The sequence below is a fragment of the Alcanivorax quisquiliarum genome, from assembly GCF_023051175.1.
Lineage (GTDB): Bacteria > Pseudomonadota > Gammaproteobacteria > Pseudomonadales > Alcanivoracaceae > Isoalcanivorax > Isoalcanivorax quisquiliarum.
Genome location: NZ_JALKII010000013.1, coordinates 1 through 11,822, shown reverse-complemented (window position 1 = coordinate 11,822; position 11,822 = coordinate 1). Strand labels below are relative to the sequence as shown.

Sequence of the window (11,822 nt, the reverse complement as noted above, 5' to 3'; positions counted from 1 at the left end):
TTTCGGATGGCTGCCGATCTGCAGGGCGACATTTTTCGGGAAAAGGAAGGCCGCCGCACACTGCGCTTCACGCACGGCGGGCAGTCCTATTTCCTCAAGTATCATGCAGGCGTCGGCTGGCAAGAGGTCATCAAGAACCTTGTGCAGCTGCGTGCGCCTGTGGTCAGTGCGCGTAATGAGTACGAGGCGGCGCGGCGGCTATCGGAAGTTGGCCTGGATACGCTCGTCCCGGTGGCTTTTGGCGAACGGGGAATCAACCCAGCGCATATCGAGAGTTTTCTGATCACTGAGGATCTTGACGGCTCCGTCAGTCTCGAGGATTACTGCCGCGATTGGAAATCGCAGCCGCCGCAGATGAACCAGAAACGGCAGCTGGTGCGGGTTGTCATGCGGATCGCACGCATCATGCATCGCTCCGGTATCAATCATCGAGATTTCTATCTCTGCCATTTTTTGCTTTACCCGGAGACGCTTGGTGGAGCGGACGATGCAGTACGCTGCCATCTGATTGATCTGCATCGCGCACAATGCCGCAAGCGAGTGCCTCGACGGTGGATGATCAAAGACATCGCGGGGCTGGCATACTCGGCTATGGATATCGGGTTGTCTCGGCGAGATTGGTTGCGGTGCGTGAGGCATTACACAGGGGGATCGTTGTCGCGGACCTTGCGAGACGACAAAGCGTTCTGGTGCGCGGTCAAGCGGCGTGCAGAAGCGTTATATCGCAAAGATATGGGCCGTGAGCCGCCAGAGTGGTTGTAGAGTGAGAACGATGTGATCGACAACGAGATCAGCCTCGCAACACTGGTTGAACAGGGGTTGCCAGCCGGGAGCCATGGTAAAGTTTTGCTCGCTGACGGCCCGCTGCTGGTTACTGAAAGCCTCCGCTGGTTACCATCAAGACGTCTGGTTGCGAGAGCGCTATGGCGTGGCCGACCGGTAGTGGTCAAAGTGTTTGCACCTGGCAGGGCGGGGGACGCTGCCTGGGCTGACGAGAGGCAGGCTCTGCAAGCACTGGCGCAACGTGGTGTGCCTGCGCCCGAGTGCCTTTGGGCAGAGCCTGGGGGATCAGGGGAGTCAGGAGGGGCAGGCGCACTTCTGGTGCTCGCTGAGATCAGTGGGCAGCTTGCGGCGGAACGGATCATTGCACCCGCCGCATCTGAAGAGCGCACGGAAGCATTGAAGTCACTGTTGAGTTGGGTCGCAGAGCAAGCGCGCCGTGGTGTCGTGCAGCACGATGCGCATTTATCCAACTTCCTTTGGGGAGAGTCGGGCTGGTTCATGCTCGATGCAGCCGGTTGTCGTATTGGAAAGGTGTCATCGCGACAGCTTGCGAAAAATCTCGCACTTCTTCTTGCGCAAGTGCCGCCGATCGATGCTGAGGCAGTTCTTGCGGAAGGCAGCGAAGCCGCCAATCTTCCACCCCGGCACCTTGTCCGCAAAGCGCAGCAGCACCGCTATGAAGTCATGCTCAAAAAAACCGAGCGCGACTGCACTCATTATCAGACAGTGGCAGTAGCCGGGCTGCGGGGTATGTGTGTGCGCAGTGCGCATCCGCAATTGCTTGCATTATTAGGAAGCGGATCGGACGGGTTGACCGAGCATGGACGCATGCTGAAAGACGGAGGTGCCTCCACGGTCGTTGCGCTGGATCACCTTGGATGGGTTGTCAAAAGGTACAACCTGAAGAAAAGGCGTAACCAGTGGAAAGTGTGGCTAGGCTCGAGCCGGGCCCGGCGCTCCTGGCGTGCAGCCCATTTTTTGCAGTACTGCGGTGTTTATACCCCGTCACCTGTCGCTTATCTGGAGGATCGTCGAACGGGAGTTGCATGGTTCATCAGTGCGATACACCGGGGGCCGTTGCTGGATAGTGTGCAAGAATACTCTCAGTTGCGCACAGAATGGTGCGCTTCGCTCACTGAACTTTTTATACTGATGCGTATGTTCAGATGGGCGCATGGTGATATGAAGGCAAGCAATATAGTGCTATGCGACGCCAAGGCGGGCTTAATAGATCTTGATGGCTGGCGCCGCTTTCGAAGCCAGCGACGTGCGAACAGGGCAATTGATCGGGACAAGGCCCGGTTGTTACGTAACTGGGCAGAAAGCAAAGCCTTAAGAGAAAAAATGATCGAGTGCCTGAATTGATTTTAGATAAAAAGTGGTGGCAAATGCCATTGAACTGAGCCGTTTTTTACGCAGCATGGGGATGCGGGAGTGCGTGTCGAGTCATGAAAAAAATACTAGTGGTTTCAACGGCAAGTAAAGATAACAGGTGCGGTATTATATGGAAGCATATGCCCGTCCAACTGGAGGTTTCTCGCGTTGTTGTGCCGGATGAGGCGCAGGCCGTGCAGGTGTTGGCAGGCCTTGTCGGCGGCCACGGTTACGATCGGGTGGTTGTTGATGCCAATTTGCGGCGAATGGGGGCCGACGTTAAACGGTTGCGGGGAATAGTGAACCTCGTGATATTCGATTTTGACATGTGCCAGGAGAACGTGCCGGCGTCGAGCTGGTATCGCTGCTATGTCCCGGTGCTCAAATATATTTCGCCAGTGAAAGTGTTGACGTCCAGCGCCTGTCTTATGGCCTACTTCAGGCAGCGCGGAATCGCGGCGGAGCTGGTGTGCAAGGGTTATGATCCGGAAGTGATACGCAATGAGCGGATGGAGCGAGATATCCCTGCAGCTTTTGTCGGTCGAATATCCCACAAGGTCTATCGTGAGCGCCGGACTTTTCTGGAAAGTGCGGTGAGAAAAAATCTCATAAAGATAATGCGAGCGGAGCCGGGAGCCGCCTATAACCAGCTTCTCAATCGTATCCGGGTGTTTGTCAGTGCAGACGTGGGGTTCAACGAGTACATGATCAAGAATTTCGAGGCGATGGCCGCAGGCTGCCTGTTATTGGCCTGGCGTCAGCCCGAGGCCGAGCAACAGGCTCTTGGGTTTGAAGAGGGCCGGCATCTTTTGATGTATGAGAGCCTCGATGAACTTCAGGCGAAACTGGCGTGGGTCAGGGAGCGGCCGGATGATGCGGAAAAGATTGCCGAGGCGGGTAGCGAGCTGGTGTGCAGTATGCACCGGTGGGAAAGCCGGGCGTCCGCGGTAGCAGCTGCAATCGAGGCGCCTGGGGGCGTGCCTGATGGTATGCTGGGCTTCAAGGAACGCTTGCGGCTGATGAGGATATGATGTGTCGGTAATTCGTTTGCATTGGTCTGCCTCCAAAAATAATTTTGGTGATGTCTTGTCACCCTTGATCGTTGAGCGAGTTTCATCTCGACCGGTGATATATGAATCAATCGAAAAGGCAGATCTGGTCGCCATAGGAAGCTTGCTTCAGCGTCTCAAGGAGTCTTTTTGGTCGAGACGCCTCCATGTATGGGGAAGTGGCTTTATCTCTCCGGAGCGGCCGCGTCAGACCCGTCATTATATCCATGCCGTGCGGGGTCTGGAGACGGCCAGTATCTTGAAGAAAGAAGATGAGGGGATTGCGATTGGCGACCCCGGCTTGTTGGTCGGGCTTCTACGTGATCAATTGAACCTGAAGCGTGATCGATTTCCATTGGTGGTGGTGCCGCACTATCAGGATAAAGACAGTGAAGCCTTGCGCCACTTCCTGGCGCTTAATCCATCTGCGATTCAGCTGGATATACAGGCCGACCCTCTAACGATCCTTGAGGTGATAGGATCGGCGCGGCTGGTCGTATCCTCCGCAATGCACGGTCTTATTGCTGCGGACGGGCTAGGCGTGCCAAACGTGAGGGCTCGCTTCTCCGACCGGTTGCGCGGTGGAGATTTCAAGTTCCAGGATTACTATAGTGCGTTCAAGATCGGGATGCCTGATGTGACTCCCTTGGCTGAAATCACTGATGCAATGATGGAAGAGTACGTCGACGGGTATGCACGCCCAGGACTCGATGACGTGCTGCAAAACCTCATTGCTGCATTTCCTCGCGCATTTTAGAACTCGGCTATTGCCGATGAAAATGTTTGCCGTTGCAGAATATTGACGTGATGATTTGGGAGAAGGCCGCTCGATGAGTATCAAATACGTGTTCTGTATCGGTACAGGGCGTAATGGCACCAATTACCTTAAGCAGATACTGTCGAGCACCGAAGGTTGTGTCGCGGAGCATGAGCCGGCGCCACGTTGTAATCGTGAGCCTATGCGGCGCTTCCTCAATGATGATCCGGGTGCCATGAAAAAGCTGATGCCTCGCAAGCTGGCGCAGATCGCGACCTCGCGGGCAGGTGCAAAAGTCTATGTTGAGACTAATCATGCTTTTATAAAGGGCTTTGGCTAGTTCATCCCGGAGTTTATAGATCAGCGTGAAATCGCGGTGATAATCGTAGCACGGGAAAAAGAGCATATAGTCGAAAGCTTTCTTCGGATAGCCTCCACTTGCTTATCGGAAAGTGGTCGCAACTGGTTAATACTGCCGACTCGCCGCAATCCGCTTGTGCCGCCGCCTGCCGGGAAGTTGGGGGTGAGGCTGACTTACTGGTTGTTCAGACTGTGGGCGTTACCGTTTCGCCACAAGAAGTACTACAAGCAGCTAGGGCTCAAACCGCCATCGCACGTTCCGGAGCAGGTGAAGGCTTATGAGCGAGAATGTTTGTCTTGGTATGTTGATGAGACGAAGGCTTTGGCGACGGAGTACCGGAAAAGGTTTCCTGAGATAACCTACATCAATATGACCTTGAGCGAGCTCAATGACGCCGCCAAGGTCGAAGAACTTCTATCATTGCTGGGGTTGAAAGCGGGCCCGGAGCTCTTGCAGCGATTGGGTGTGGCGACAAATACCAAGCGATGACGACGTGCTATTGCCGATATTCGGGGCTGCGAAATCGGCAGGTCGGCAGCGCGAGGGCGAGGCATGCAAAAAATGCGAGGCCCGGAAAATCGATCGCCAGACGAGCACTCAGCATCTTGCTGGATAAAAATTCCGGCTAGCACAGCGGAGCACGCGGCCGGTGCACTGGCGAGGCCTCAGCGAGGCCATTGATCCAACATGGTTCGGAACAGAGGAATCAGAAGGCGATTGCCATACTCGCTAAGATGATCGTCATCACGATAGATTGGCAACCCGTTATGCTCGGCGATACAGCGCTCTTCGTCGCATAGAATTTCTGTCGGGTCGATAATGCGGACGTCGCACTGTGCCACAACTTCGTCCTGAAGTGCTCGGATGTAGCGGTGCCGCTTGTCGTGCTCGATGCGGGGCAGCGATAGGTCGTATTGCCGATTGATCATCCGATGGCGGCCGAGTTGATTGGCGACGTCGACAGTCATCTCCGGTGTCGGGCGCATCAGCCAGACGGGATGTGCGCTGGCGACCTCGCAAACTGTCCGCAGATACCAGTCTGAAAACTGACTGAACCAGTCAGCCGAATATCGGGATGTGCCGCCACGCACATAAAAGCTGGCGGTCTGGTCCGGCTGAATCTGGCCGCCGTTGGCATGCTCAGAAAGACGCGCAATCAGCAGCACAGGTACGCCCGGGTATTGCAAGAGCAGGTCGGGGATGCTGTCTCCCATTTGCAGGCACTCCTGCTTGCGAGGGTCCGTATGATCGAGCCCCGGCAATGAAATGCATCCGGAGTCTCCTTTGAACAGAATACCTCCTATCTCCGGCGCCAGAGCGCTCTCTATGGCGGTAACTACGGCGTCAGCATGGCTGTCCCCAATCAGAATCAGGCCAACCGGCCCCTCGCCATAAACGCATTGGCTGGGTGCTTGTAAGCACTCGTCTCGCCGCGGGTTGGAGAGCAGGTCGCGATCAACCAGCATGGCAACCTCGTCGGGCAGGCGCTCCGGTATGCCGGTACGGCGCACAGCTTGACCAACCATGGCGAGGATTATAGCTATGATGAGCATCATCAGAAGCGTTTTACCTGCGCTGACGTGGGCCAGGTGGCGGCGCGTGGGCTGTTCGATCAGACGATACGATAATTCGCCAAGCACGAAGGACGCAACGATACCGGATAGAATCCACACCGGGTCATCCGCGATCATGAAGTAATGGAGCAGAGCGACGACAGGCCAGTGCCAGAGATAAATAGAATATGACCGCTCACCGCACCAGCGCCAGAACTTGCCGCGTGTCAGAGAAGACTCGCTGTTTCCCAGAATAAGCATGCCTGCGCCAACGGTCGGCAACAGCGCCCAGAGGCCGGGCCAGGCGGACGGTGTGACCACACAGGCCGCGAGCACGATCAATGCAAGCCCGGCAATATGCAGCCCGAAGCCGGCGTTGCGTGCCGGGTGCCAAAGACGGGTCAGATGGTAGGCGGCACTGCCGAGCAGCAGTTCCCAGGCTCGTCCCGGAAAACCATAAAAGGCGGTATCCGGCTGGTAAATCGAGCAATAGCTGTTCCAGAGCAGCGACACCAGAGCGATGGCAAGCGTCCAGGCTAGCAACGCGCCGTGCCGTTGCGTCAGGCGATAAAGCCCAAGCGTCAGTAGCGGATAGAGCAGATAGAATTGCCACTCTACAGATAGAGACCAGGTGTGTAACAGCCATTTTTCCTCGGCTGCTACATCGAAGTATCCGGCTTCCGACAGATAGCGGTAGTTGGAAGAAAACAGAAGGCTTTCCCGCACATGAGCCCCCAGTTCCATGTAATCACGCAGTGTGAGCAGGAACCAGCCGGCGATCAGGCAGGCCACGCAGAGCACCATCAACGCGGGGTAAATACGCTTCATGCGTGCGGCGTAAAAACCGCGAAGCGACAGAGTGCCAGCAGATAACCCGGAAAACAGGATGGATGCCATCAGGTAACCGGAAATTACAAAGAAGACATCAACACCGAGAAAGCCAGCATCGAACCCGGGAATCTGGAAGTGAAATAGAACCACGAGAAGAACTGCCCAAGCGCGTAGTCCATTTATGTCTGTACGAAAGGTCGAATTCACCTATGGCTCCATCGTGGACGTGCTGGCAAAGACGGAAGTCTAGTCTGTTGACCGGAGGCCGGCCAGCCAAGCCAGGTTAGAGGGATCATGTTGCAACTCATTAGCGGCTCGAAGAGGCGATTGTTCAGCAAATATTGCTGAACGTTTCAGCACCGTGCCTTACTCCGTTTCCGTGCCGCTCGCTCGCTGTTGTGACAACAACGGGGCGGGCGAGCCTCTCAGGAAGCGCCGGCCAATCTCCCGAGCGCCCAGATAATTCAAATGACTCTCATCCCGATACAGCGGCAACCCATCCAGCTCGGTCTGGCACTGTGTGGCATCGCACAGCACCTGCGCCGGTTGTAACCATACCAGCTCAGGCCAGCGCTGCGTCATTTCCTGCTTGAGTGCCATGAAGGCAGCCATTCGCTCCCTCACCGGCCCCGCATCAATCTCGCAAGAATCCATATTCTTCAACAGACAATGCGCAAACATATCAGAAGGCAGCTCCGGCACTCCTTCGAGCATGACCACCGCATGGCCCTGTTGCAGCAGCCACTCGATTGACCGCAAAAATGCCTCATGCATGCCGGGCTTGGTCAGGTACGCATTCCACCAGGCACCGACAAACACTGTCATCGGCCGCTGTTCCAGATAGCGTTGTAACGCAGCAGAGCGCTGGGCCTTGGTCGGGTCGGGGTCGAGGGCGCGCATATCTTCTTCCAGCAGGAAGGGGGTGGAGGCGCGTGTTACCACCAGCATCGACAGATCAGTGTCCGCGATCAGTTCTTCAACGAATCCAAGCAGCGCCATGGCGTGGGAATCACCGATCAACATACTGTCGGGCTGCGCGACGTCGCGGTTGCCGAAGATGCAGGCGCCGGATTGCTCGAACTCATAGGGCCGCCCCTTGAAGCAGCGCTTGAACAGGTCCGCCGGGTTTTGCTGGGAGATGATCTTGTACAGCTCGCGGCGTTCTTCCGGGATGCGGAAGCTGATGTCGTCCGAGGTGCGGATGGTGACTTGCACCGCCCAGATGGCTATCAGGGGTATGAGAATGAATATCCCCAGGGTCTTTTTCAGCGACCAGCGGCGGTAGCGGAAGCGGTTCTCCACAAACCGGTATGAAAGCCATGAAAGGGGCACGATTGCCACCAGCATGGCCAGGCGGATCGGCCAGTCGATCTCGATCAGCTGGTAGTTGAGCAGGGCAACCGGTGGCCAATGCCAGAGATACAAGGAATAGGAGATTCCGCCGAGAAACACCAGCGGCCGAATGCTCAATGCGCGGGAGACGAGGGTTGTCCTGTGCATGCCGGCATAAATGATCAGCGCTGTGCCAAGGGTCGGCCAGAGCGCGTTGAGGCCGGGGAAGGTGCTGGTGCTGCGCAATAGCAGTGCGGTCGCCAGAATCAGTGTCAGGCCGGCCAGGGTGAAGCTCTCGGCCAGCCAGGGGCGCAGCCGCCACGCATGAGCGCCAAACAGGGCGACGCCGGCGCCCAGCGTCAGCTCGAAGATGCGTGCCGGCAGTAGGTAGTAGGCTGCGTTCGCATGGTGGTGGGCGAGGTATATGGAGAGCGCAAGAGCGGCCAGCCACGCCACGGCAAACAGCGCCAGCCGCAGGCGTGGCGCCAGCGCCGCCAGGGACAGAAATGCCGCTGGCCAGAAGAAATAGAATTGCTCTTCTACCGCCAGTGACCAGGTGTGCAGCAGCGGAATGGTGCCGGCTTCCGGGGAAAAATACTGGCTCAGTTCAGCGAAGAAATAGAAATTGCTCAGGCCGATCAGCGCTGCCATCCAGCTTTTCGAGAAGATGTAGTAATCGTCATCGAAATAAAATGGCGAGATACACAGAAACGTAACCGTGGAAACCAGCAGAAAGACGGGCACCAGCCGCAGCACGCGCCGGGTGTAGAAGTCGGCAAAGCTGAAGTTGCCGGTTGCCAGCTTGTTTTGCAGCATTCGGGTGATGACAAACCCGGAGATCACGAAAAAGACATCGACACCAACGAAACCGCCGGTTATCCAGGGGAACTGGTAGTGATAAAAGATAACCAGAGCAACTGCGATGGTACGCAGCCCCTCGATATCCGGGCGAAAGGTTTGCATGGTCTGATCAGTGCCTGAAGTGCAGCGCGCAGGATATACGGGGGCAGCAGAGGGAACAAGCCGCAGTGATGCCCGGCGCCTGTCGCCGCCTAACGCCGCCTGCGACGGCGTTTGCGCGGGCCGTAGGGCGAGACGCCATCCGGCTGGTGCTTGAAGCGCTTGTGCACCCAGAGGTATTGCTCCGGCGCCAAGGCGATGGCCTGCTCCACCACCTGATTGACGCGGGTGCAGTCCGCCAGATCGTCACCACTGGGAAAATCCTGCAAGGGCGCGCCGAAGCGGATCAGGTAACGGCCGCCGGGCAGACGGTAGTGGGCGCAGGGGATGAGATCGGCGCCACTCATGCGGACAATACGCCCGGTGGCGACCAGTGTTGCCGCCGGCACACCGAAGAATGGCGCCCAGATCGCGCCGCGCACGCCATAATCCTGATCGGGTGCGTACCAGCACACCTCCCCGGCGCGCAAGGTCCGTACCAGGCCGCGCATGTCGGAGCGATCCAGATATTGATCGACATATTTGCGCCGGCCGTGGCGGATCATCCACTCCAGCGCAGGGTTGTCGTTGGGGCGATAGACCACGGAAAAACGCACCCCGGCGCCTTCGCCAAGCAGGCGCGCACCAATATCGATGGTGTTGAAGTGCATACCCAGCAGCAACACGCCACGGCCGGCATCGCGGGAAGCCTTGAGGTGCTCCAGCCCTTCGATGGTGAGGCGCGCACGGGCATCGAAATGCAGGCTGTTGTACGCGCCGGCAATTTCGGTGATTGCTTCGCCGGTGCTCAGCAGCGCGGCTTTGGCCAGAGCCGCGCGTTCGGCATCGCTTTTTTCGGGGAAGCACAGCGCGAGGTTGATCTCCGCCACTCTGCGCCGATCCGTGCCCAGCCGCCAGGCGAGCCAGCCCATGCCTCGGCCAAGCGCCAGCAAGGGGCGCCAGGGCAGCTGGCCGACAAGCCAGATCAGTGCCACGCCAAGCCAGGTGGCCCACCAGCGCGGATGCCAGAGAGGGGTGCTGTATTTGCGGGGTCTTGCCACGATGTTCAGGCCCGATGATCAAAGAGAAGGTGAAAGGCGCACAGTCTACTGAGCCAGCCCGATGCCTGCCAGCCGGCCTGTGCTAAACTGCGCGCCATCCCGGTGGCCCTGTGCCGCCCAGATTGCAGGAATGTCCGCGATGCAGAGTTTGCAGATTCCCGTGCTCGCCACAGCCCGCGTGCTGGTGGCCGGTGATGTGATGCTTGACCGGTATTGGCACGGCCCTACCGGGCGTATTTCGCCCGAGGCACCGGTGCCGGTGGTGCGCGTCACCGAGATTGAAGACCGGCCGGGCGGCGCCGCGAACGTGGCCCTGAATATCGCCGGGCTGGGCGCTAGCGCTGCGCTGGTCGGCGTGACAGGCGCTGATGAAGCCGAAACAACCCTGCGGGAGCGCCTCGGCGCAGCAGGCATCGATTGTCTGTTCCAGCAGGCGCCCGGCCAGCCCACCATCACCAAGCTGCGCATCATCAGCCGCCAGCAACAGCTGCTGCGGCTGGATTTCGAGGAGCCGTTTCATGATCTCGATACGGCGCCGTTCACAGAAAAGGTAACGGCAAACCTCACCGGCTGCGGCGCGTTGATTTTGTCCGATTATCAAAAAGGTGCGCTACGGGATTGCCAGGCGCTGATTCAGGCAGCGCGTCAAGCGGGTGTGCCGGTGCTGGTTGATCCCAAGGGCACCGATTTCTCCCGTTATCGCGGCGCCACCCTGCTCACGCCGAATTTTGCCGAATTTGAAACCGTGGCCGGGCCGGTGGGTTCGGAAGAGGAGCTGGTCTGCCGGGGCCGCCAGCTGATCGAAGAGCTTGAATTGCAGGCGCTTTTGATTACCCGCAGCGAAAAAGGCATGACCCTGTTGCGGCGCGATCATTCGGCGCTGCATCTGCCGGCACGCGCCCGTGAAGTATTTGATGTGACAGGCGCCGGCGACACGGTGATTTCCGTGGTGGCGGCGGCACTGGCGGCAGGCAGTCCGCTGGAGGATGCCGTGGCACTGGCGAACATCGCTGCCGGAATCGTCGTCGGCAAGCTCGGCACGGCAGTGGTCAGCGCCCCCGAACTGCGCCGGGCGGTGCATCAGGAAGGCGGCATAGGTCGTGGAGTGATGACTCTGGAACAGCTGAAAATTGCAGTGGAGGATGCTCGTGCTCAGGGTGAGCGGATCGTCTTTACCAACGGCTGTTTCGATATTATTCATGCTGGCCATGTGGGTTATCTGGATACTGCCCGCCGGCAGGGCCATCGGCTGATTGTGGCGGTCAATGCCGATGATTCGATCCGCCGCCTGAAAGGCCCGGGGCGGCCCATCAATCCGCTGGAGCGCCGTATGGCGGTGCTGGCGGCGCTGGAAGCAGTGGATTGGGTAGTGCCGTTCGAGACAGATACGCCAGAGCCGCTGCTGGAAGCGCTGCGCCCGGAAGTGCTGGTCAAAGGTGGCGACTACAGCGTCGAGCAAGTGGTGGGCGCCGATATCGTGAAAAGCTATGGCGGCGAAGTGCGCGTGCTGGATTTCATCGACGACGTGAGCACCACCAAGATCGTCGAGCGGATCAGGCAGCGCGACGCCTGATCTCCCCGGTTCGCTGTGGCGTTGGCCGCAGCGGATCCGCGATGAACCTTTTGAGCCCCTCTCCCCTTGTGGGAGAGGGGTTGGGGAGAGGGGGAGGCTATGGCAGGAATATATACTCGGCACTTTATCTAGAACGAAACTGGCGAGCGCTCGGGATTTTTTGCTGTGGAATTTTTATAGAAATTTCTACTGGGAGTAAATGAAAGTAG

10 protein-coding genes are annotated in these 11,822 nt (G+C 58.1%); 7 read left to right on the top strand and 3 right to left on the bottom strand.

All coding sequences use genetic code 11. The features are described 5' to 3' along the window. Positions 1–6 precede the first annotated feature (6 nt). From rfaP to MU846_RS13590, 6 genes are all read left to right on the top strand, one after another. Positions 7–762 (top strand): lipopolysaccharide core heptose(I) kinase RfaP, encoded by a 756-nt coding sequence (rfaP, locus tag MU846_RS13615; RefSeq protein ID WP_246953661.1) that lies wholly within the window; start codon positions 7–9, stop codon positions 760–762. A 339-nt stretch (positions 763–1,101) separates the two neighbouring features. Further along, positions 1,102–2,148 (top strand): lipopolysaccharide kinase InaA family protein, encoded by a 1,047-nt coding sequence (locus MU846_RS13610; protein WP_246953659.1) that lies wholly within the window; start codon positions 1,102–1,104, stop codon positions 2,146–2,148. Positions 2,149–2,297: 149 nt separating this feature from the next. Beyond that, the gene (locus MU846_RS13605) at positions 2,298–3,188 is read left to right on the top strand and encodes a glycosyltransferase family protein (protein ID WP_246953657.1); all 891 of its coding nucleotides are present in this window, start codon (positions 2,298–2,300) and stop codon (positions 3,186–3,188) included. Between the two features lies 1 nt (position 3,189). Further along, positions 3,190–3,963 carry a polysaccharide pyruvyl transferase family protein gene (locus MU846_RS13600; protein ID WP_246953655.1) on the top strand — a complete coding sequence of 258 codons (774 nt, stop codon included), beginning with the start codon at positions 3,190–3,192 and terminating at the stop codon, positions 3,961–3,963. A gap of 73 nt (positions 3,964–4,036) precedes the next feature. After that, positions 4,037–4,303, top strand: coding sequence for a sulfotransferase family protein (locus tag MU846_RS13595; RefSeq protein WP_246953653.1), 267 nt, complete (start codon positions 4,037–4,039; stop codon positions 4,301–4,303). Between the two features lie 183 nt (positions 4,304–4,486). Beyond that, positions 4,487–4,813 (top strand): hypothetical protein, encoded by a 327-nt coding sequence (locus tag MU846_RS13590; RefSeq protein WP_246953652.1) that lies wholly within the window; start codon positions 4,487–4,489, stop codon positions 4,811–4,813. A 176-nt stretch (positions 4,814–4,989) separates the two neighbouring features. On the opposite strand, the gene MU846_RS14795 is transcribed toward MU846_RS13590, so the two are convergent. The 3 genes from MU846_RS14795 to lpxL form a co-directional block, all read right to left on the bottom strand. Continuing rightward, a complete protein-coding gene (locus MU846_RS14795; RefSeq protein ID WP_246953650.1) occupies positions 4,990–6,915 on the bottom strand; it encodes an acyltransferase family protein in 1,926 nt (641 codons plus the stop codon). 159 nt (positions 6,916–7,074) lie between these two features. Next, the gene (locus MU846_RS13580) at positions 7,075–9,003 is read right to left on the bottom strand and encodes an acyltransferase family protein (protein WP_246953648.1); all 1,929 of its coding nucleotides are present in this window, start codon (positions 9,001–9,003) and stop codon (positions 7,075–7,077) included. Positions 9,004–9,092: 89 nt separating this feature from the next. Beyond that, on the bottom strand, positions 9,093–10,040 hold the full coding sequence (gene lpxL / locus MU846_RS13575; protein WP_246953646.1) for an LpxL/LpxP family Kdo(2)-lipid IV(A) lauroyl/palmitoleoyl acyltransferase: 948 nt from the start codon (positions 10,038–10,040) through the stop codon (positions 9,093–9,095). A 139-nt stretch (positions 10,041–10,179) separates the two neighbouring features. Between lpxL and hldE the strand changes: the two genes are divergently transcribed. Then, a complete protein-coding gene (gene hldE / locus MU846_RS13570; RefSeq protein WP_246953645.1) occupies positions 10,180–11,613 on the top strand; it encodes a bifunctional D-glycero-beta-D-manno-heptose-7-phosphate kinase/D-glycero-beta-D-manno-heptose 1-phosphate adenylyltransferase HldE in 1,434 nt (477 codons plus the stop codon). The last annotated feature ends 209 nt before the right edge of the window (positions 11,614–11,822 follow it).